Origin of the sequence: Microbacterium sp. LWH13-1.2, assembly GCF_038397735.1 — a bacterium.
In the GTDB taxonomy this organism is placed as follows: domain Bacteria; phylum Actinomycetota; class Actinomycetes; order Actinomycetales; family Microbacteriaceae; genus Microbacterium.
Map to the genome: position 1 here is coordinate 3,004,155 of NZ_CP151635.1, position 21,313 is coordinate 3,025,467.

Here is a 21,313-nt window from a genome sequence, read left to right on the forward strand (position 1 = left end):
TTGAATATGTTCCTAATGAAAGAATCGCTTCCAGGAGTTCTCATGGCCGATCCGACAGCTCGATTACTCGCCCTTCTGGCGCTGCTGCAGACGGGCCCCGAGCGCTCCGGCACCGAGCTCGCCTCGCGTCTGGGGGTGTCTACCCGCACGGTCCGCCACGACGTCGAGCGCCTCCGGGACCTCGGCTACCCGGTCGATGCGACGAGGGGATCGATCGGCGGATACCGGCTCGGCTCGGGCGGCAAGCTTCCACCCCTGCTTCTCGATGACGAGGAGGCCGTCGCGGTCACAGTCGGGCTGCGGGCGGCGGCGGGGATCGCAGGCATCGCGGAATCGGGCGCCAGGGCTCTCGCGAAGCTCGAGCAGGTGCTGCCCTCGCATCTTCGACCGACGGTCGACGCGCTGCGCTCGAGCGTCGACCGCGCGCCCGAGAACAACGACACCGACGCCCCGGACCCTGAGGTCGACGCCGCATCACTGCAGGCGATCGCCACCGCGATCCGCGGCGAGGAATGGCTGAGGTTCGACTACGAGAGCGTGGCGACGCTCGTCGAGCCGTATCGCCTGCTCACCTGGCATCGACGCTGGTATCTCGTGGGCCGTGACCCGCAGAGCGGCGAGTGGTCGACCTACCGCGTCGACTGGATGGAACTGCGGATGCCGACGCGTCGTCGTTTCGAGCCGCAGCCGCTGCCCGGCGGCGACTACACCGCCTTCGCGATGCGCACGATCGCGGTGAGCGGATGGGTCGTGCACGCCAGACTCCGGATCGATGCTCCCGCCGAGGCGGTGCTCGCCCGCATCCATGCCGCAGTGGGCGTGGTCGAACCCGTCGACGAGACGCACTGCATCCTCGTCACGGGTGCTGACAGCCTCGACACCGTCGCCGCATACATCGGGATGCTGATGATGGACTTCACGGTCGAGTCGCCACCGGAACTGATCCCGCGGCTGCAGGTGCTCTCGGAGCGCTACGCCCGCGCCGTGACGGGCTCAGCTGCCGGATCACGGGGATCCGGCAGCTGACACATCACGCGCCCTTGAGCCGATCGGCGAGGTACTGGTGCAGCTCGTCGATCGAGACGCGCTCCTGCGCCATGGTGTCGCGGTCGCGCACGGTGACGGCACGATCGTCCAGCGAGTCGAAGTCGATCGTGACGCAGAACGGCGTGCCGATCTCGTCCTGTCGACGGTAGCGGCGACCGATCGCACCCGCGTCGTCGAAGTCGACGGCCCACGAGCTGCGCAGCGTGTCGGCGACCTCGCGTGCCAGCGGCGACAGTCGCTCGTTGCGGCTCAGCGGCAGCACGGCGGCCTTGACCGGCGCGAGACGCGGGTCGAGCTTGAGAACGGTGCGGACGTCGGTGCCGCCCTTGGCGTTCGGCACCTCCTCCTCGCGGTATGCGTCGACGAGGAACGCCATCATGGCGCGGGTGAGGCCGAACGACGGCTCGATCACATACGGCGTGTAGCGCTCGCCGGTCGCCTGGTCGAAGTAGGTGAGGCTCTGGCCCGACGCCTCGCTGTGGCTCGACAGGTCGTAGTCCGTGCGGTTGGCGACGCCCATGAGCTCGCCCCACTCCTTGCCCGTGAAGCCGAAGCGATACTCGACGTCGATCGTGCCGGCGGAGTAGTGCGCGCGGTCGTCTTCGGGAACGTCGAACTGACGCATGTTCTCGGGGTCGATCCCGAGGTCGATGAACCAGTTCCAGCAGGCCTCGACCCAGTGCTCGAACCACTGCTGCGCGTCGGCGGGCGGCGTGAAGTACTCGATCTCCATCTGCTCGAACTCGCGCGTGCGGAAGATGAAGTTGCCGGGGGTGATCTCGTTGCGGAACGCCTTGCCGACCTGGCCGATGCCGAACGGCGGCTTCTTGCGGCTGGCCGTGAGCACATTCGAGAAGTTCACGAAGATGCCCTGAGCCGTCTCGGGGCGGAGGAAGTACAGGCCGGACTCGTCGTCGACGACGCCGAGGTAGGTCTTCACGAGACCCGAGAACGACTTCGGCTCGGTGTACTGGCCCTTGGTGCCGCAGTTGGGGCACGGTACATCGGCGAGGCCGTTCTCTGCCTTGCGGCCCTTGCGGGCCTCGAAGTCCTCGATCAGAGTGTCGGCACGGAATCGCTTGTGGCAGCTCAGGCACTCGACCAGCGGGTCGGTGAAGGTGGCGACGTGACCCGACGCCTCCCATACCCGCTTGGGCAGGATGATGCTGGAGTCGAGACCCACCATGTCGCCGCGTCCGCGCACGAACGTCTGCCACCACTGGCGGCGGATGTTCTCCTTGAGCTCGGTGCCGAGGGGCCCGTAGTCCCACGCGGACCGCGAACCGCCGTAGATCTCACCCGCTTGGAAGACGAACCCGCGGTGGCGGGCAAGGGCGATGACCTTGTCAAGACGGGACTGTTCGGCCACGGTGGCTCCAATGGTCGGCGGTGGGAAAGCCCGTGATCACGGGCACATCAATCCTATCCGCGACCGCTTCCCCGCAGCACCGGGCCTCGGCCCCTCACGCCGCGACTCACGCCGTGAAGAGGTAGCCCTTGTCGACGTCGAAGCCCGCGAGGGTCAGGCCGCTGCCCAGCAGGCCCTCCATCTGCGCGCGCAGGCGGGTGCGCCACTCGTGCGCGGCATCCGGCTCTTCGACCCTCATCGTCTCGATGTCGGAGGGGATCTCGAGCGTCTCGACGACCGCATCGGATTCCGGGGACTTCGCGATGTCTGCGAGCGCCCATTCGACGTCGAGCCGGTCGCTCTCGTCTCCTGCATCCCCTCCCCCGAAGATGCCGTACCGGTTGACGGAGTATCCGGTCACCCGGGCGCCGAGCACGGTGAGGAAGAAGTGCGCGTTGCGCGCGACGAGCGGGTCGAACGTCCAGGTGATGCGCCCCACATCACGCGAGAACGCCCACTGACGCTGGTGCTCTTTGAGTTCCCGGCCCCAGCCGCGTCCGCGGTACTCGGGCAGCAGCGCGGTGATGTGCGAGTGCATCGCCCGGCGTCCGGGGGCGCCGAAGAAGGCGATCGAGGCACCGACCATGCGTTCCTCCCCGCCCTCGGCGTCGAAGAGTCCGACGACGTAATTGCCGGACTGCTGCAGGGCACGCAGAGTACCGGCGTCGATCACGCGCTCGGGACCCCGGATGGAGTCGAGCAGCCCCTGCGCGTCGATGATGAGTTCAACGGTGTCCAGATCACGGATGGTTCGCACGCCCCCAGTCTGCCCCTCCCGCCTCTGATTTCGGAATCGCGCGGCCGGAATGGGCTGGGATGCGCGCGCTGACGGGGCGTACCGTGGGGGGATGGCATCCAGCGACACCACAGCCGAGAAGTCCGACACCCGGTTCTTCGGGCAGCCCTGGGCACTCGTCCACATCTTCGGCGTCGAGATGTGGGAGCGCTTCAGCTTCTACGGCATGCAGGGCATCCTGCTCATCTACCTCTACTTCTCGGTCAGCGAAGGAGGCCTGGGCCTGTCGCAGGCCGTCGCCGGTGGCATCGTCGGCGCCTACGGCGGGTCGGTCTACCTCTCCACCATCCTCGGCGCCTGGATCGCCGACCGGATGCTGGGCTCGGAGCGTGTGCTGTTCCTCAGCGCCATCGTGATCGTCGCCGGACACGTCGCTCTGGCACTCCTTCCCGGCTTCATCGGCGTGGGCGTAGGCCTCGTGCTGGTCGCCCTCGGTTCCGGCGGCCTCAAGGCGAACGCGACCTCGGTGGTCGGCACGCTCTACAGCGCAGACGACACCCGTCGGGATGCCGGATTCTCGCTGTTCTACCTCGGCATCAACCTCGGCGCCTTCATGGGTCCGATCCTCACCGGGATCCTGCAGTCGACCCTCGGATTCCACTACGGCTTCGGGCTCGCCGCCATCGGCATGACGCTCGGACTCGTGCAGTACTCGTTCGGTCGCAAGGCCCTGCCCGACGAGGCCCGGCGTGTGCCCAACCCGCTCCCCTCCTCGCGGTACCCGCTGGTCGCGATCATCGCACTGGCGGCGATCGCCCTCATCGTCGTGCTGGTGCTCGTCGGCGTCATCAAGGCCGACAACCTGTCGACCATCGTGATCATCGGCACGATCGTCGCCGCCGTCGCCTACTTCGCCGTGATCCTCAGCAGCCGCCGCATCGACGGCACCGAGCGCTCGCGGGTATGGGGCTTCCTGCCACTGTTCATCACAAGCGTCGCGTTCTGGTCGCTGTACCAGCAGCAGTTCACCGTGCTCACGGTCTATTCGGACGAGCGCCTCGACCGCAACATCTTCGGATTCGAGATGCCGGTCTCATGGGTGCAGTCGATCAACCCGGTGTTCATCATCATCCTGTCGGGCGTCTTCGCGGCGATCTGGACGCGCCTCGGCACCCGCCAGCCGTCGACCCCGGTGAAGTTCGCCCTCGGCGCGATCATCATGGGCGCAGCCTTCCTGCTCTTCCTGCCGTTCGCCGGCGGTGGCGCGAACTCCACTCCGCTGCTCGCGATCGTCGGCATCCTGTTCGTGTTCACGGTCGCCGAGCTGCTGATCTCCCCGGTCGGGCTGTCGGTGACGACGAAGCTCGCGCCGAAGGTCTTCCACACCCAGATGGTCGCTCTGTTCTTCCTGTCGATCGCCCTCGGCACCGCGATCTCGGGTTGGCTCGTGCGGTTCTACGATCCGAAGAACGAGGTTCCGTACTTCTCTATCCTCGGCGGCATCGCGATCGTCGTCGGCCTGGGGCTGCTCTTCTCCGTGAAGCCGGTGCTGCGGCTCATGAAGGGCGTGCACTGACGGTGCTGCGCGCCTGAAGGGCGTTCCGGTTCTGGCGACGCTGTTCGGGTCACGCGATGCGGGCGACGCGCGCCTCGCGTGTCCGGGACGCCGATAGCCTGAAGGGATGGGAGAGACCGATGATCGCGCGCGCAGAAGACTCTCCCGAACATCACCGAAGTGGGCGATCGTCGCGGTCCTGGCATTCGCCGGTCTCTGCTCGTCGTTCATGTTCACGCTGGTCGTGCCGCTGCAGGCCGAACTGCCGAGGCTTCTGAACGCATCTCGCGAGGACACCACCTGGGTCGTCACGATCACGCTGCTCGTCGCTGCCGTCGCCACCCCGATCTCGGGCCGCCTCGGCGACATGTACGGCAAGCGCCGGGTGGTGATCGTCCTGCTCGGACTGCTCATCGCCGGCTCCCTGATCGCCGCGCTCTCCGGCTCGATCGTGGGTGTGATCATCGGCCGGGCGCTGCAGGGAGCGGTCACCGGTGTGGTGCCGCTGGGCATCGCCATCATGCGAGACGTCCTGCCACCGGAGCGGCTGGGCACCGCCGTCGCGCTGATGAGCGCGACGATGGGCGTCGGCGGTGCGATCGGGATGCCGGTGGCCGCCCTCCTCGCCGAGAACGCCGACTGGCACTGGCTGTTCTGGCTCGCTGCCGGGCTCGGTGTCGTCGGCCTGGCGCTCGTTCTCCTCGTGGTCCCGGAGGACGTGCTGCGCTTCCCCGGCCGCCTCGACGTGCTCGGCGCGATCGGTCTCGCGATCGGCCTCACCGGCATCCTGCTGTTCGTCTCGCGGGGAGCCGAGTGGGGCTGGACTGCTCCGCTGACGCTCAGCTGCATCATCGGCGGAGTCGGCGTGCTGCTGATCTGGGGCTGGTACCAGCTGCGCACGAAGGATCCTCTGCTCGACCTGCGCGTCGCTGCCCGCCCCGCCGTGCTGTTCACGAACATCGCCGCGATCGGCATGGGGTTCGCGCTCTTCGCCTCGAACGTGACGTTCCCGCAGCTGCTCGAGGGTCCCACCGCCTCGGGCGCCGGCTTCGGACTCGACATGGTGTCGGCCTCGCTCATCATCATGCCCGCGGGGCTCGTGATGATGGTCATCTCGCCGCTGTCGGGTTGGCTCGAGCGCGCCGTCGGACCCCGCCCCCTGTTCACGGTCGGCGCCGGTGCGATCGTGCTCGCCTACGTGTTCGTGCTGCTGTGGTCGAGCGAGATCTGGCACATCCTGGTCGGCAACCTGCTGATCGGCGTCGGCATCGGGTTCACCTTCGCCGCCATGCCGATGATCATCATGCGGTCGGTGCCGACCAACGAGACGGGTGCCTCGAACGGACTGAACGCGCTCTTCCGCTCGGTCGGCACCTCCAGCGCCTCGGCCGTGATGGGCGGGGTGCTCGCGGCCATGAGCGTCGACGTCGGCGGGGTCTCCGTGCCCACCCGCGCGGCGTTCGATCTGTGCTTCTGGCTGGCGATCGCCGCCGGCATCGTCGCCCTGGTGCTGTCGCTCTTCATCCCGCGTCAGCGCGCTGCCGAGCAGCATCCGTCGCTCCCGGGGTAGGCACCGGCCCGACCGTGATCAGATCACGCGCGGATCGGGGTCCGTCTCCGTCGGCGGTCGCAACCGCGCAGGAATCGGCCACTCGAGCACGAACTGCTGCACGGGCGAACGGGTGACGTCGCCGAAGTCGTCGATCTTCACCACGATGCGCCCGGGAACCCCGGCTTCATCGGGGGTGACCTCGAGGATGCGCACGCGAAGGGGGCGCTCCGCCTCGCCCTCGAGCATCCAGGGATCCGCGAGCCATGCGATACCCCGCTCCTCGAGTGCCGCCTCGGCGTCGAGCCACTCGGTGGCACCGGAGGCGACGCGGCCGAGCACATCGACAGCGACCCAGGCGTCGCCCTCCGGGTGGATCCACCCGAGCAGCTCACGGTCATCGCGGCGATGCGGGATCCAGTCGGTGCGGGGCATGCCCCCAGGCTAGTGAGCCTGGAGAGTCGCCGCCGGCGCGGCGTATCGAGGCTCCGGAACTCAGTGCGTGTACTCCATGAGCTCGACGCCGAGCACACGGAAGGCGTCGTGCGCGCGCAGCCTATGCGTGATCGACAGGTCGTCGAAGCACACGATCAGCGAGTATGCGACGCCGGCGCGGGGTCCGGCGAGCACGCCCGCCTCGGCGCGCACGCCGCGGTCGCGCCCTGTCTTGTTGATGAACAGCAGGCCGTGGGCATCGTGGTCGTGCGCGAACGGGTCGAGCCCCGTCGATGCGGCCACCAGGCTGAGATCCTGGTTCAGGCTGAGCCACTCCGACACCTGTGCGCTCACCGAAGCGCCGACCACCTGCGAGTTCACGAGGGCCGAGAAGAGTCCGGCGAGCTCTCGCGCGGAGCCGACAGCCACCTGAGGCGCGTCGTCGGGGCCGCGCTCATCGCGGAAACGGTCGAGCAGTGCCGTGCGGCGAAGCCCCAGGGTCTCGATGCGCTCACGCACCCTGTCGTGGCCGACCCGCTGCAGCAGCGCGTTGACAGCGATCGGATCTCCGGCCGTCGCCGCGAGCACGGCGAGGTCTTCGAGCGGAAGCGCAGGTGCGTGCAGGTGCCGCCACAGCCCCGAGCTCGAGACCGACTCGATGGCGCTGCGTTCGACGATCTCGAGCGGGTCGAGGGTTCCTGCCTCGAACGCCGACGCCACCTCGATCAGCAGGGGGACGACCCCGAGACCCGCGATCGGCATCGTGACGTGATCGTCACCCGAGAGAACATGCACGTGGCTGTCGAGGTCGACGACATGCACAGAGACCTGGGCCCCGGAATCGGCCAGCTGCTCGAGCGCCTGCAAAGTCGAGGTGAACGAGCGTCGCCCTGCGGCGGCACGACGCGGCAAGCGTCGGCTGGTCCGCTGAGAGCGGCGCAGCGAGGCCAGTGACGGCCCTTCGACAGGCTCGGGAGCACCCACGCGTGATCCTTAAAGGGGGGTTGGATTGGCGGGATGCTGCAGGGTTCATCCCCCGCAGCATCGATATCGTAACCCCCTCGGGTGAGGATGCCCTACAGACTCCGATGTTTGGTCATCAGATCGTCATGCAGGAGAAAACAGGGCACCCCCGGAACCGGATCCGGCTACGACGGACGGCTCACCAGATCGTCACACGGGAGTCCTGCGGCAGCCAGAGGGCGTCGGACTCCGCGACATCGAAGGCCTCGTAGAAGGCGTCGATGTTGCGGACGATCTGGTTGCAGCGGAACTCGTTGGGCGAATGCGGGTCGATCGTCAGCAGTCGCAGCGTCTCGGCGTCGCGGCTCTTCTGCTGCCACACCTGAGCCCACGACAGCAGCAGTCGCTGCACGCCCGTGTATCCGTCGATGACCGGAGCCTCAGCCCCGCCGAGCGAGAGCTCGTACGCCTTCAGCGCGATGCCGAGACCACCGAGGTCGCCGATGTTCTCGCCGATCGTGAGGGCACCGTTGACGTGGTGCGCGGCATCGAGCCCTTCGGGTACCAGCTCGTCGTACTGCGCGATGAGCGCCTTCGTGCGCTCCTCGAACGCCGAGCGGTCGGCATCCGTCCACCAGTCCTCGAGCTTGCCGGCGCCGTCGTAGCGGCTGCCCTGGTCGTCGAAGCCGTGGCCGATCTCGTGCCCGATGACCGCGCCGATGCCACCGTAGTTCGCTGCGGCATCACGGGAGACGTCGAAGAACGGGTACTGCAGGATCGCCGCGGGGAAGACGATCTCGTTCATCGACGGGTTGTAGTACGCGTTGACCATCTGCGGAGGCATGTGCCACTCGTCACGGTCGATCGGCTTGCCGACCTTCGCGACATTGCGGTCGTGCTCGAAGATCGCCGCACGCCGTACGTTGCCGAACAGGTCGTCGCGGTCGATGACGAGGCTCGAGTAGTCGCGCCAGACAGTGGGGTGGCCGATCTTGGGAGTGAACGAGTCGAGCTTCGCAAGGGCGCGCTCGCGGGTCTCGGCGGTCATCCACTCGAGGTCGGTGATGCTCCGGCGGTACGCCTCGATGAGGTTCGCGACGAGCTCGTCCATCGCGGCCTTCGCCGTCGGCGGGTAGTGGCGCTCGACATAGACCTTGCCGATCGCCTCGCTCAGCGCGCTCTCGGTGACCGAGACTCCACGCTTCCAGCGCTCGCGGATCGTGGGGACGCCGGTGAGCTCGGTGCCGTAGAACGAGAAGTTCTCCTGCACGAAGTCGTCGGTGAGGTAGGGAGCTGCGGCGTGCACGACCTGTGCGCGCAGCCACGCCTTCCAGTCGTCGAGACGCTCGGCGGCGAGCAGCGTGCCGAGTCCCTCGAGGAAGCTCGGCTGGGAGACGACGATCTCGGAGAACGCCTCGGGGTGCTCGGGGGCGACGGCGTCGCGCCAGGGCTCGAGGTCGACGCCCGCGAGCTCCTGGAGCTCGGCCCAGGACTTGAGGTTGTAGGTCGCGACGGCGTCGCGGCTCTTCACGTTGTCCCAGTGGTGACCCGCGAGCTCGGTCTCGAGCGCGATCGCGCGGTCGGCAGTGCCTGCCGCGTCTGGGATGCCGGCGAGGGACAGCAGGCGCTCGAGGTGGGCACGGTACGCCGCACGCGTCTCGGCGAACGTGTCGAGGCGGAAGTAGCTCTCGTCGGGGAGCGAGAGTCCCGACTGCACCACGACGGGAAGGTAGCGCTCGGGGTTTCCGGGGTCGCCGTCGACGTAGAAGCCGATCAGGTGCGCTCGGCCGTCACGGTCGTACGCGCCGACCGTGCGGAGGAAGGCCGGGACGCTGTCGATGGAGTCGATCTCGGCGAGTGTCTCGGCGAGTGGCGTGACACCGGCTGCAGCGATGCGCTCGGTGTCCATGAAGCTCGCGAACAGATCCCCGATCTTGCGCGCGAGAGTGCCGTCCTCGGCATCCTGCGACTCCTCGATGATCGCCCTGACGTCCTTCTCTGCCTGCTCGGCGAGCAGATGGAACGACCCCCAGCGCGCTTTGTCGCCCGGGATCTCGGTGCGTGCGAGCCACGCGCCGTTGACGTGACGATAGAGGTCGTCCTGCGGGCGGATGTCGGAGCTGAACTCGGAGGTCTCAAGGCCGGAGGGAAGCACGTCTGTCATGCGAACAGCCTATGCGTCGCTCCGACATCCGGGCGGGAGGGAGCGACGCCCCCGGTACGACGCCCTGCGTCCTCAGGCCCTGCGACGGATGCCGAACCGCCGACGTCGCGGCTGCTCCGGCGCCTCCGCGGCGGGGGCGCCGGATCTCGCCGCCCGCCTGTCGGCCCAGGCCGCGACCTCGACGTCGATGTCACGCGGTTCCGTGACCACAGGAGGCCCGCCCTGCAGTTGACGGCGGGCCTCGATGACACGCCTGTTGAAGTCCGCGAGCACATCGCGCACGTCGGCCTCGCGGCCCAGCAGGTCGAGCTGGTCGTCGAGCTCTCGGTCTTCGGTGCGCAGCAGGATGGCCGGCGGGCCGAGTCCCGTGAGGTTCTCCTTCTCGATCTTGCGACGGATCCACCAGTCGGGGTCGTGGTGAGTGCCGAGTCCCTCGAGGGGCTTGCCCGCACCGGGCAGATCGTCGAAGTCGCCCCGGCGGATCGCGACCTGGATCGCCGTCTCGATGAACGCGGCCCGATCGGTCGCGGCGGCGATCCCCGGAGCGGTGCCGGACTCGGCATCCTCCTCCGAGCCGTCGCTCTGCTGCCGCGCGCGATATCGCGCCGCGGCCTCGCGTGGATCCGTCATGATGCACCTCCGTCGCATCCGATTGCTCCAGGGTACGACGGCGTGCGCGGAGCAGGTGTTCCTGAGCCGACGATCGTACTGTCGGCACCAGCCCATAGGCTCGGAGGATGACGGAGCGCACCCTCAATCGTGAGATCCTGCGCCTCGCCGTCCCCGCCCTCGGTGCGCTGATCGCCGAACCGGCGTTCCTCATCGTCGATGCCGCCCTCGTCGGGCACCTCGGAACCACCCCGCTCGCGGGCCTCGGCATCGCCGGAGCAGTGCTGCAGACGATCGTCGGACTCATGGTCTTCCTCGCTTACTCCACGACCCCTGCGGTGGCTCGACTCTTCGGCGCCGGACGGCCGGGCGAAGCCGTCTCGGTCGGCATCAACGGCATGTGGCTGGCGCTCGCGATCGGAGCGGTGCTCGCCGCGGCGGGCGCTGCGTCGTCCCCGTGGCTCGTGTCGCTGTTCGGCGCGACCGATGCTGTGGCCGCCCAGGCGAACGACTACCTCATCGTCTCGATGTGGGGTCTGCCGGCCATGCTGATCGTGTTCGCTGCCACGGGGCTGCTGCGCGGCATGCAGGACACCATGACGCCCCTGTGGATCGCGGGCCTGGGGTTCGGCGCGAACGCGCTGCTCAACGTCGTGTTCATCTACGGGTTCGGTTGGGGCATCGCCGGCTCGGCAGCCGGAACCGTCGTCGCACAGTGGGGCATGGTCGGCGCCTACGTGCTGGTGATCCGCCGTCTCGCCGTGAAGCACGATGCCTCGCTGAAAGCGCGCAGGGACGGCATGGGCAGCACCGCACGGTCAGGAGGCTGGCTGTTCCTGCGCACGGTGAGCCTGCGGGCGGCTCTCCTCGTGACCGTCGCCGTGGCCACGGGCATCGGCACCGACGAGCTCGCCGGCTGGCAGATCGTGTTCACGATCTTCTCGGCGGCGGCCTTCGCGCTCGATGCCCTGGCGATCGCCGCGCAGGCTCTGATCGGCAAGGAGCTCGGCGCGGGTGATGAACGTCAGGTGCACCGGGTTCTCCGGCGCACCGTCGCCTGGGGCGCATGGTTCGGCGTCGTGGTCGGTGCGCTCATCGCGGCGCTCTCGGGCGTGCTCGGCATCGTGTTCACGGGTGACCCGACGGTCGCTGCTCTCGTGCAGCCGGCGCTCCTGATCCTGGCGGTCGCCCAGCCGATCGCGGGAGTCGTGTTCGTGCTCGACGGCGTACTCATGGGCGCGAACGATGCCCGCTACCTCGCGCTCGCGGGCGTGCTCAACCTCCTGCCGTTCCTGCCTGCGCTGTGGATCATCGCTGCGACGGGAGTCGACGGCGCCGCCGGTCTCATCTGGCTCGCCGTCGCGTTCTTCGGCGTCTACCTGCTGGCGCGGCTCGGCACCCTCGGCTGGCGCGTGCGCTCAGGCCGGTGGATCTCGGCCGGCGTCTGAGACTGCACGATCGATCAGGCGTTCTCGAGGTCGGCGATCACGATCTTCTTCATGTGCATGAGCGCCTGGATCTGCTCCGGCCGCTGCTGAAGCAGATCCAGGCCTGCGGGCACGACCTGCCAGCTCACGCCGAACCTGTCCTTGCACCAGCCGCAGGCCTCGGATTCGGGCACGGCCGAGAGCGCCGCCCAGTATCTGTCGATCTCGACCTGGTCCTCGCACCCGATCACGAACGAGATGGACTCGTTGAAGGCGAACTCGGGTCCGCCGTCGAGGCAGCCGAACGGTGTGCCGTTCAGGGTGAACTCTCCGTTGAGCACCTTGCCGCTCATGCCCTCGAAATGTCGATCGAGCGATTCATCGGGGTAGAGCACCACCTGGTCGATCGACGAGTTCGGGAACACCGAGACGTAGTACTCCATCGCCTCCTGCGCCTGACCGTCGAACCAGAGGAACGGGCGGATGGGACTGATCTCTGCCATGGCGGCCTCCTCGGATCGGCACTCACGCTACGCCCGCGTCGGCACCGTGTCGAGGGGATGCTGCGGAGTCAGCCCGCGTATCTCCGGCACCACTCGTACATGATCACGGCGGCCGCCGCGCTTGCGTTGATCGACCGCGTCGAGCCGTACTGGGTGATCTCGATATGGGCGGATGCCGCGGCGAGCGCCGCATCCGAGAGCCCCGGCCCCTCCTGCCCGAACATCAGCACGCAGGTCTGCGGCAGCTCGGCGCGATCCACGGGCACGGCGCCGTCGACGTTGTCGACGGCGATGATCGGGATGCCTTCGGCAGCCGCCCATTCGGCGAACGTCTCGACATCCTCGTGGTGCACGACGTGCTGGTACCGGTCGGTGACCATGGCACCGCGCTTGTTCCAGCGGCGGCGGCCGATGATGTGCACGGTATCGGCGAGGAACGCGTTGGCGCTGCGCACGATCGACCCGATGTTCATGTCGTGCTGCCAGTTCTCGATCGCGACGTGGAACGGATGCCGCTGCGTGTCGAGGTCGGCGACGATCGCCTCCATCCGCCAGTAGCGGTAGCGATCGATCACGTTGCGCGTGTCACCCGCCGCAAGCAGCTCGGGATCGTACTGCTCGCCCTCCGGCCACTCCGATTCACCCCCGGGCCACGGCCCCACCCCGTATCCGGGCTGCGCCGACGATCCACCTGTCTCCGCTGCCGCCGCGGGTGCCTGCTCATCCATTCCGCCAGGCTATCCGCCACATGACGGACACCATATTTAGGTCAGCCGAAAAATCCGCTACGATTTCGGCATGCCTAAAAATGTCGCGCTCGACGAGGTCGCCCCCTCAGCCCGCGCCACCGCACCCGGCAGCCTGTGGCTGCTCGGCCCCGCGCTGGTCGCCGGCGTCGCCTATCTCGACCCCGGCAACGTCGCCAGCAACATGACGGCAGGCGCCCAGTACGGCTACCTGCTCGTCTGGGTCGTCGTCGCCGGAAACGTCATGGCATGGCTGATCCAGTACCTCTCGGCGAAGCTCGGAGTGGTCACCGGGCAGAGCCTCCCCGAGGTGCTCGGCACGCGGCTCACACGGCCGTGGGCTCGACGGGCGTACTGGCTGCAGGCCGAGCTCGTCGCGATGGCGACCGACCTGGCCGAGGTCATCGGCGGCGCGGTCGCGCTCCACCTGCTCTTCGACATCCCCCTGCTGCTCGGCGGGGTCATCACCGGGGCCGTGTCGATGATCCTGCTCGCGGTGCAGAGCCGACGCGGCGCTCGACCGTTCGAGTTCGTGATCATCGGGCTCATGGTGATCATCACGGTCGGCTTCGTCGCGGGCCTCTTCGTCGCCCCGCCGGACGCGGCCAGTGTCGTCGGCGGACTCGTTCCCCGCTTCGAGGACACGGGATCGGTGCTGCTGGCGGCCTCGATCCTCGGCGCGACCATCATGCCGCACGCGATCTACGCCCACTCGTCGCTGACCCGCGACCGCTTCGGCTCGGCGGCAGCGCACGCCCCGACCGAGGCCGCGCGCACCGACACCTCGCGCATCCGTCGCCTGCTCACCGCGACCCGCTGGGACGTCTCGATCGCGATGGTGATCGCGGGCACCGTGAACCTCGGCATCCTGCTGCTCGCCGCCGCGAACCTCGCCGGCGTCGAGGGCACCGATTCGCTCGAAGGGGCGCATGCAGCGCTCGCGGCAGGACTCGGCCCCGTCGTCGCGACGTTCTTCGCGGTGGGTCTGCTCGCATCGGGCCTCGCCTCGACCTCGGTCGGCGCCTACGCGGGAGCGGAGATCATGCACGGCCTCCTGCACGTGCGCATCCCGCTGCTCGCTCGACGCCTGGTGACGCTGGTCCCGGCGCTGGTGATCCTCGGCGTCGGAGTGGACCCGACCCTGGCCCTCGTGCTCAGCCAGGTCGTGCTGTCGTTCGGCATCCCGTTCGCCCTGATCCCGCTCGTCGCCCTCACCGCTCAGCGCCGCACGCTCGGCCCGTGGGTGAACCGGGTGTGGACGACGGCCGCGGGCATCGTGGCGTCGGTACTGCTCATCGCCCTCAACGGCGCCCTGCTCTGGTTGGTGCTGACCGGCGCCTGAGGCGGCGCAGAGGCGCACACGCAGGAGCAGCACTCGAGGGACAAGACAGAACCGCCCCGAGCCGGCACGGGAAGATTCGGCTCGGGGCGGCGGTCTGTCACCGCGGGTCAGCGCTTTCGGAGGGTCTCCGTCCACTGCGAGACCGCGCCGTCGGAGATGCGGTAGCCGGGCTCCGGCACCGCGACGACGGTGACCTCACCCGTGACGCGCACCTTGCCGTTGCGGGCTTCGACCTTCTCGCCGTTCACGTAGTAGCTGACGCCCTTCACGTTCGTCGGCACCTTGACCTCGTCGCGAGAGGTGCCCGGCTTGTCGGTGAACTTCGGCGCCTTCGGCTCCGTCGGGGCCGTCAGCACCGGGACGTTCGCCCAGTCGAGGTCGCTCGCGAGGTAGAACGAGGTGTACGCCGGCTGGTTGTACGTCGTCTGCTGACGAGCGGTCTCGACCCGGTACTGCACGTCGTGCATGAGGGTCGTGAGCTTGTGCGCGGTGGGCTCGGCGGTCGTGAAGAACCGCAGTGCGCTCGAGTCCGCGGTGCGCACGAGCAGCTCCTCGCGCCAGTCACCCAGCACGTCGGCGACCAGAGACGGGTTGCCCTTGGTGCCGTTGTTCGTGAGGGTGCCGGTGGCCGTCAGCACGGTGCCGCGCGTCCAGTCGTCGATGGTGGGCGTCTGGGTGCCGCTGCCGTTCACGAGCTGGGTGGTCATGTCTCCTGCCCAGCGGATCGACATGTTCGTGCCAGGCGTCTCGGCCTGCAGCACCTCACCGGTCGCGCTGAGAAGGCCGCTGCCCTCGGTGCCGCCGGGCATGCTCGACCACACCTCGATGCCGGGCACATCCGGTCGCACGTCGCCGATCATCGCTCGACCCGTGTCACGGCCGGAGTATGCGCCGAAGAGCGACTCCCCGGTCGCGGCGTCGCGCATCACGGATCCGTAGGGCGCGCTGGTGGCGCCCTCGTGGGCTGTCCAGATCTCAAGACCGGGCCGGCTCGGATCGATGTCGGTCACGTGCATCGCGTCGCCGTGACCGAGTCGCACGGTCGCGCCGGGGTCGGCACTGCCCGCAGGCAGCACGTCGAACGAGCTGTACAGCAGGCTGCCGTCGTCGTCGACGGTCGCCGATCCGTAGACGAGCTCCTGCCTTCCGTCGGCGTCCACGTCGGCGAAGCTCAGCGAGTGATCACCCTGGGTCGTGATCGTGCCGAACTCGGGGTCGGTGCCGTCACGACCATGCGGCGAGTCGTTGAACGGGTTCGTCATGGGCACGTGGCCGCTGTCGACATCCCAGCGCTGCGTCAGACGCTTGCCGTCCCAGTCGAAGGCGGCGACGGTCGTGCGCGTGTAGTACCCCCGCGCGAAGACGGCGGACGGATGCTGGCCGTCGAGGTATCCGACACCCGCCAGGAATCGATCGACCCGGTTGGCCGGCTCGATTCGCGACATCGCATAGTCGCCCCACAGCAGTCCGTCGTCCCCTCGCTCTGTCGGATACGGAATGGTCTGCAGCTCCGTGCCGGTCGCGCTGTCGAAGACCGTGAGGTATTCGGGACCGTCGACGATGAAGCCCTCGAACTCGCGAAGCAGGTTTCGTGCGCTGCGGCTCGGCGCATACACGTCGATGAAGGTGGTCGCCAGTTCCTGCGCGCTCTCCTGCGAGAGGGGGTACTCGTGGGTCACGGGCATGCCCCATGCCTCTTCGAGAGTCGCCGGCCACTGGCCGGACACGACTTCGTCGCGCTCGCTCCAGCCGAGGAACATCTCGACCAGGTGCGCCTCGTAGTCGGCGGCGCTGAGACGGTAGTCGTCGTCGTTCGAGTAGCCGGCCTTGCGGTCCGCCTTGGGCAGCGTGATGTAGGACTCGCTCGCGACCGAGCCGTCTGCGGCGAACTGCACCGACTTGGTGCCTGGGGCCGTCTTCAGCATCGTCTCGGATCGCCCGTCGCCGTCGAAGTCGTAGACGAGGAACTGCGTGTAGTGCGCGCCGGCGCGGATGTTCACACCGAGGTCGAGACGGTTCAGCAGCGTGCCGTCGAGCTCGTAGGTGTCGAGATAGACCGGGCCCGTGTAGCCGCGCTGCGAGACGTCCTTCGAGTTCGACGGGTCCCACTTCACGACGTACTCGTACTGCCCGTCTCCGTCGACATCGCCGACCGAGACGTCGTTCGCCGAATACGTGTACGCCTCCCCCTTCGGGGTGACTCCGTCGGCGGGCTTCTGCAACGGCAGGTCGTAGTGCCCGTCGGCCCAGGCGGTGACGGATGCCGAGGCGGATGCCGTCAGCTCGACGCCGCTCACGATCGGGACCACGGAGTACTCCGAGGTCGCGGTCCCGTCGGCATCCGGGTAGTTGGTGCTGTCGGTGACGGTCGCGATCTTCGCGCCGTCGCGGTAGACGGCGAAGCCGGGACCTGCGAGACCTGTGTCGGTCGCGCCGGTCGCCTCGGTGGCCAGCAGCCTCCAGCTGAGGAAGACGCCGTCGGCGGTCGAGACGGCGACGAGACCGCGGTCGAGAGTCTCGAGCTGCGGCCCGGTGGATCCAGGGTCATGACGGCCGGTGACGGGCGCGTCCGAGGCGACGGCTCCCGCACTCTGCGCACCCCCTGCGAGGAGGCAGCCGGCGGTGGCCACCGCCACGACGGCGCGGAACGAATGGTGTCGGATATTCATCGTCGAAATCCTTCTCTGAGCGTCGAGCTCGTTCGGATAGCGTTTTCCCGTGCCCGCTCGAAGCTACCCGCCTCGCCAGGGCCCGTCAAGGAACTCCGCCGAATTGAGACGATTCACGGCTCGCGCGGCGGAGTGCTCCGACGATTAGGCTCGAGGTCATGTCCACCGAAACCGCGCGCCGCTCCGTCCGCATCCTCACCTGGATCGGAATCGCGACCGGGGTGATCGGCGGGCTCCTCGTCGCCTTCCCGACAGTGCTGCCCGTCGGGGGCCCGTGGGTGCAGCTCGCGCTGGGGATAGCGACGCTCGTCCTGGCCTTCCGCGCGCGCAAGATCGGGATCGCCGAGATCGAGGGATTCGACGGACGGATCTCTCTCTTCGCCGCACTGCTCGGATTCCTCATCGTCTTCTTCGCCGGCCAGGTCGCGTTCGGCATCCTCGTCGACGTCGCCAACCCGTGAGCACGACGCATCCGACCCGCGGCCTCTGAGCGCAGCGGACCGCTGATCTAGGCTGGACCCGTGGCATCCCCGGCAGCAGACGACTACCTCAAGACCGTCTACGCGCATACCGAGTGGCAGGACGCGCCGATCACCCCCTCGGTGCTCGCCGCGAAGCTCGGCATCGCTCCCTCGTCGGTGACCGAGATGGTGAAGAAGCTCGCCGCCGCCGGTCTCGTCTCGCACGTGCCGTACGGTGCGGTGCGACTCACGGATGCCGGCACGCAACGAGCCCTGGCGATGGTGCGCCGCCATCGGCTGATCGAGACCTGGCTCGTGCAGGAGTTCGGCTACGGGTGGCACGAGGTGCACGACGAGGCCGAGGTGCTCGAGCACACGATCAGCGACCGACTGCTCGAGGGCATCGACGCACGCCTCGGACGGCCGCGTTTCGACCCGCACGGGGACGCGATCCCCGATGCGAACGGCGCGACCGCCCGAGAGCCGTTCGTGTTGCTCGCCGATGCACCGACGGGCCACACCGGGCGAGTGCTGCGCGTCGACGACCGCGACCCCGAGCTGTTGCGCGCGCTGGAGGCGGCGGGTGTCTCCGTCGCCGCGACCGTCACGATCACGGACTCCGGCATCGAGCTCGACGGCGCGCAGACAGCCCTCCCCGAGGGTGCGTCCGAGGTCGTCTGGCTCAGCGCCTGAGTGCGGCCCGGGTCGTCCGACTCAGCGCCTGAACGGTTCCGGCTCGTTCGCTCGAACCTGACACCTGCCCGTGACCGCGGGCCAATAGGCTGTGCACATGGCACACCGCGATGACATCGAATGCTGGCTCACCGACATGGACGGCGTGCTCGTCCATGAGAACGACGCCATTCCCGGAGCCGCCGAGCTGCTCGCCGGATGGGAGCAGAACGAGATCCCGTACCTGGTCCTGACGAACAACTCGATCTTCACCGCGCGCGACCTCTCCGCCCGCCTGCGGGCCAGCGGCCTGACCGTGCCCGAGGAGCGCATCTGGACCTCGGCCCTCGCGACCGCGGACTTCCTCGCACAGCAGCTGCCAGGGGGCTCGGCCTTCGTGATCGGCGAGGCCGGCATCCTGACCGCCCTGCACGAGGCCGGGTTCATCATGACCGAGACGAACCCCGACTTCGTGGTCGTCGGCGAGACCCGCAACTACTCGTTCGAGGCCATCACCAAGGCGATCCGGCTCATCATCAGGGGCGCGCGCTTCATCGTCACGAACCCGGATGCCACGGGCCCGTCGGCCGACGGAGTGATGCCGGCGACCGGTGCGATCGCCGCCCTCATCACCAAGGCCACCGGCAAGGAGCCGTACGTCGTCGGCAAGCCGAACCCGATGATGTTCCGCTCGGCCCTGAACAAGATCGGCGCGCACTCGAAGAAGACGGGCATGATCGGCGACCGCATGGACACCGACATCATCGCCGGCATCGAGGCTGGCCTGCACACCGTGCTGGTCATGACCGGCATCAGCGACCAGGCCGAGGTCGAGAAGTACCCGTTCCGCCCCGACGAGATCGTCGACTCCGTCGCCGACCTGCTGCCGACCGTCACCGAGTCGATCCCGACGCTCGACGAGGACTGACATGGGGGCGCTCGACGAGGGAGAGCGTGTCGTCGCAGCGGATGCTGCCGTCTGGCGCGCCTGGCTCGAGGAGCATCACGAGCGCACCGCCGGAGTCTGGCTGCTGAGCGTGCGCGGCAGCCGCGCGGACGGCGTCGGATACGAGGATGCCGTGCGCCAGGCACTGTGCTTCGGATGGATCGACGGCCCGGTGCGCACCTTCGACGATCAGACCGTCGGGCAATGGTTCTCGCCCCGACGCCGCGGCAGCGGGTGGGCGGCGACGAACAAGGCGCGTCTGGTCGCCCTCGAAGCTGCGGGGCTCCTCGCCCCGGCCGGCATCCGCGTGCTCGAGGCCGCGAAGGCCGACGGGTCCTGGACCGTGCTCGACGGCCCCGAGGCGGGCATCGAGCCCGACGAGCTGACCGAGGCACTGGATGCCGTGCCCGCCGCGCGCGCGAACTGGGATGCGTTCCCGAAGTCGGTCAAGAAGTTCGGCCTCACACACATCGCGATGGCGAAGCGCGCAGAGACGCGTGCCGCGCGGATCGCGAAGATCGTGGCGGATGCCGCGGAGGGGAAACGCCCATGAACCAGTCGGACCTGCTCTTCCTGGTGGTCTTCCTGATCCTTCTCAGCACGCTGACGGTGTTCGTCGTCCAGTTCTGGCGCTCCCGTCGCCGCGGCGGAGACGGCGAGGGCGACGGACGCGCCGGCTGGTGGGAAGGCCCCTGGGACGACGACGACCGCAAGCGCTGAGCGCGGCCTTCCCTTCCATCCCCCCTCAGCCCAGGGTGAGGCTGCGCACTCGCTCGACCGGCTCCGGCATCCTCAGCGGTCCTGCGCCCGGGGTGATCGTGCCGAGGATGCGCGGCTCCCGGGCTCCGGTGCCTCCGGGCGTCACCGCGGCCACGCCGTGCATGGTGCACCAGCCGATGAGGGCGAACAGGATCGCCTCCTTGCCGTCGACGGACGCACCGAGCTCGTCGGCCAGCACGACCTCGACCTCGGGGAGCGCGTCCCGCAGCCCCTGCATGATCAGCGGGTTGTGGCATCCGCCGCCCGAGACGGCGAGGAAGCCGATGCCAGCGGCCCGGACGTCCTGCGCGACAGTTCGCACCGTCAGCTCCGTGAGGGTGCGCACGAGGTCGGGGACGGAGAGCGCGCGACCCGAGGAGCCCGTGAGGCGGTCGACGTGCGCGCGGACATAGTCGAGGTGGAAGTGCTCCTTGCCGGTGCTCTTGGGGGCAGCGAGCGAGTAGTACGGGTCGGCGAGAAGAGCTGCGAGGAGATCTTCGTCGACGGCGCCGGTACGCGCGATGGCAGCGTCCGCGTCGTAGCCTCGCTCGTGCAGTCCTTCGGCCACGACGACCGCATCGACCAGCGCGTTCGCCGGGCCGACGTCGTACGCCGAAAGCGCGTCGGTGCCCACCACGGTCATGTTGGCGATGCCGCCGAGGTTCACCGCAGCCGAGACTCCCGCTCGGCCACGCAGCAGCAGCTCGTCGAGGAACGACACCAGCGGAGCACCGTGTCCACCGGCGGTGATGTCGCGGATGCGCACGTCCGACACGACCGGCGCGCCCACCCGCTCGGCGATCCATGCCGGCTGGCCGATCTGCAGGGTGCCGAGCGCATGACCGTCGGCGACCCAGTGGAAGACCGTCTGGCCGTGCGTGCACACGGCGTCCACTCCCCCGATCGCGTCGGATGCCGTGGCGGCGACCTCGGCGAAGGCCTGCCCGATCAGAGTGTCGAGTTCGCAGACCTCGGCGAGGGTCGTGGACGTCGGAGGCAGCGCGGCGATGAGACGGGCCCGGAGCTCCGGCGCGTACGGGATGCTGTCGTCGTGCAGCACCGTGCCGCGCAATGCGCCGTCGCTCTCCTCGAAATCCACGACCGTGACGTCGATGCCGTCATGTGAGGTGCCCGAGAGCAGTCCGAGTACGCGCATGCCTGTTCCTTTCGTCGCCTGGTACGAGCGTAGGGCCGATTTGTTAGGGAGGCGAACGGAAAGGTGAATCTCTTCTGCACAGATGACCACCGAGCCGAATCGTCCACCGTCGTCGGCACGACGTCCTCCGCCGCGCCGACCCACACACGTGCCGCACGTAGCATTC

20 protein-coding genes are annotated in these 21,313 nt (G+C 68.6%); 10 read left to right on the forward strand and 10 right to left on the reverse strand.

The window, feature by feature from the left end; all coding sequences use genetic code 11:
* Positions 1-42 precede the first annotated feature (42 nt).
* On the forward strand, positions 43-1,026 hold the full coding sequence (locus MRBLWH13_RS14460) for a WYL domain-containing protein (protein ID WP_341955643.1): 984 nt from the start codon (positions 43-45) through the stop codon (positions 1,024-1,026).
* A 4-nt stretch (positions 1,027-1,030) separates the two neighbouring features.
* On the opposite strand, the gene MRBLWH13_RS14465 is transcribed toward MRBLWH13_RS14460, so the two are convergent.
* Positions 1,031-2,416, reverse strand: coding sequence for a glycine--tRNA ligase (locus MRBLWH13_RS14465; RefSeq protein ID WP_341955644.1), 1,386 nt, complete (start codon positions 2,414-2,416; stop codon positions 1,031-1,033).
* 106 nt (positions 2,417-2,522) lie between these two features.
* Positions 2,523-3,212: a GNAT family N-acetyltransferase gene (locus tag MRBLWH13_RS14470; protein WP_341955645.1), complete on the reverse strand. Its 690-nt coding sequence runs from the start codon at positions 3,210-3,212 to the stop codon at positions 2,523-2,525.
* A gap of 91 nt (positions 3,213-3,303) precedes the next feature.
* Here MRBLWH13_RS14470 and MRBLWH13_RS14475 point away from each other — a divergent pair, with 91 nt between their 5' ends.
* Together MRBLWH13_RS14475 and MRBLWH13_RS14480 are read left to right on the forward strand one after the other, a co-directional pair.
* A complete protein-coding gene (locus tag MRBLWH13_RS14475) occupies positions 3,304-4,767 on the forward strand; it encodes a peptide MFS transporter (protein WP_341955646.1) in 1,464 nt (487 codons plus the stop codon).
* Between the two features lie 106 nt (positions 4,768-4,873).
* Entirely contained in the window at positions 4,874-6,316 is a 1,443-nt protein-coding gene (locus MRBLWH13_RS14480) for an MFS transporter (RefSeq protein ID WP_341955647.1), read from the forward strand.
* 18 nt (positions 6,317-6,334) lie between these two features.
* Here MRBLWH13_RS14480 and MRBLWH13_RS14485 read toward each other — a convergent pair whose 3' ends face one another.
* The 4 genes from MRBLWH13_RS14485 to MRBLWH13_RS14500 form a co-directional block, all read right to left on the reverse strand.
* Positions 6,335-6,730, reverse strand: coding sequence for a hypothetical protein (locus tag MRBLWH13_RS14485; protein WP_341955648.1), 396 nt, complete (start codon positions 6,728-6,730; stop codon positions 6,335-6,337).
* A 60-nt stretch (positions 6,731-6,790) separates the two neighbouring features.
* Positions 6,791-7,714 carry a serine hydrolase gene (locus tag MRBLWH13_RS14490; protein ID WP_341955649.1) on the reverse strand — a complete coding sequence of 308 codons (924 nt, stop codon included), beginning with the start codon at positions 7,712-7,714 and terminating at the stop codon, positions 6,791-6,793.
* 178 nt (positions 7,715-7,892) lie between these two features.
* Positions 7,893-9,857 (reverse strand): M13-type metalloendopeptidase, encoded by a 1,965-nt coding sequence (locus MRBLWH13_RS14495; protein ID WP_341955650.1) that lies wholly within the window; start codon positions 9,855-9,857, stop codon positions 7,893-7,895.
* Between the two features lie 72 nt (positions 9,858-9,929).
* Entirely contained in the window at positions 9,930-10,487 is a 558-nt protein-coding gene (locus MRBLWH13_RS14500) for a DUF1992 domain-containing protein (protein ID WP_341955651.1), read from the reverse strand.
* A 107-nt stretch (positions 10,488-10,594) separates the two neighbouring features.
* On the opposite strand from MRBLWH13_RS14500, the gene MRBLWH13_RS14505 reads away from it, so the two are divergent.
* Positions 10,595-11,914: an MATE family efflux transporter gene (locus tag MRBLWH13_RS14505; protein ID WP_341955652.1), complete on the forward strand. Its 1,320-nt coding sequence runs from the start codon at positions 10,595-10,597 to the stop codon at positions 11,912-11,914.
* Positions 11,915-11,928: 14 nt separating this feature from the next.
* Here MRBLWH13_RS14505 and MRBLWH13_RS14510 read toward each other — a convergent pair whose 3' ends face one another.
* A complete protein-coding gene (locus MRBLWH13_RS14510; protein ID WP_341955653.1) occupies positions 11,929-12,396 on the reverse strand; it encodes a VOC family protein in 468 nt (155 codons plus the stop codon).
* A gap of 68 nt (positions 12,397-12,464) precedes the next feature.
* Complete coding sequence (locus tag MRBLWH13_RS14515) at positions 12,465-13,124, reverse strand: TrmH family RNA methyltransferase (protein ID WP_341955654.1); 660 nt, start codon at positions 13,122-13,124, stop codon at positions 12,465-12,467.
* 70 nt (positions 13,125-13,194) lie between these two features.
* On the opposite strand from MRBLWH13_RS14515, the gene MRBLWH13_RS14520 reads away from it, so the two are divergent.
* Positions 13,195-14,484 carry an Nramp family divalent metal transporter gene (locus MRBLWH13_RS14520; protein ID WP_341955655.1) on the forward strand — a complete coding sequence of 430 codons (1,290 nt, stop codon included), beginning with the start codon at positions 13,195-13,197 and terminating at the stop codon, positions 14,482-14,484.
* A 107-nt stretch (positions 14,485-14,591) separates the two neighbouring features.
* Here the strand turns inward: MRBLWH13_RS14520 and MRBLWH13_RS14525 are convergent, their stop codons facing one another.
* Positions 14,592-17,153: a rhamnogalacturonan lyase gene (locus tag MRBLWH13_RS14525; RefSeq protein WP_341955656.1), complete on the reverse strand. Its 2,562-nt coding sequence runs from the start codon at positions 17,151-17,153 to the stop codon at positions 14,592-14,594.
* Between the two features lie 158 nt (positions 17,154-17,311).
* Between MRBLWH13_RS14525 and MRBLWH13_RS14530 the strand changes: the two genes are divergently transcribed.
* The 5 genes from MRBLWH13_RS14530 to MRBLWH13_RS14550 all read left to right on the forward strand — a co-directional run bounded on the left by MRBLWH13_RS14530 (position 17,312) and on the right by MRBLWH13_RS14550 (position 19,952).
* Positions 17,312-17,614 (forward strand): hypothetical protein, encoded by a 303-nt coding sequence (locus MRBLWH13_RS14530; protein WP_341955657.1) that lies wholly within the window; start codon positions 17,312-17,314, stop codon positions 17,612-17,614.
* A gap of 60 nt (positions 17,615-17,674) precedes the next feature.
* A complete protein-coding gene (locus MRBLWH13_RS14535) occupies positions 17,675-18,307 on the forward strand; it encodes a metal-dependent transcriptional regulator (protein WP_341955658.1) in 633 nt (210 codons plus the stop codon).
* A gap of 97 nt (positions 18,308-18,404) precedes the next feature.
* Entirely contained in the window at positions 18,405-19,214 is an 810-nt protein-coding gene (locus tag MRBLWH13_RS14540; protein ID WP_311245603.1) for an HAD-IIA family hydrolase, read from the forward strand.
* Between the two features lies 1 nt (position 19,215).
* The gene (locus MRBLWH13_RS14545) at positions 19,216-19,785 is read left to right on the forward strand and encodes a YdeI/OmpD-associated family protein (protein ID WP_341955659.1); all 570 of its coding nucleotides are present in this window, start codon (positions 19,216-19,218) and stop codon (positions 19,783-19,785) included.
* Entirely contained in the window at positions 19,782-19,952 is a 171-nt protein-coding gene (locus tag MRBLWH13_RS14550) for a hypothetical protein (protein ID WP_200933991.1), read from the forward strand. Before MRBLWH13_RS14545 ends, MRBLWH13_RS14550 begins: the two co-directional genes overlap by 4 nt.
* Positions 19,953-19,977: 25 nt before the next feature.
* On the opposite strand, the gene MRBLWH13_RS14555 is transcribed toward MRBLWH13_RS14550, so the two are convergent.
* On the reverse strand, positions 19,978-21,147 hold the full coding sequence (locus tag MRBLWH13_RS14555) for an anhydro-N-acetylmuramic acid kinase (RefSeq protein WP_341955660.1): 1,170 nt from the start codon (positions 21,145-21,147) through the stop codon (positions 19,978-19,980).
* Between the last annotated feature and the right edge of the window lie 166 nt (positions 21,148-21,313).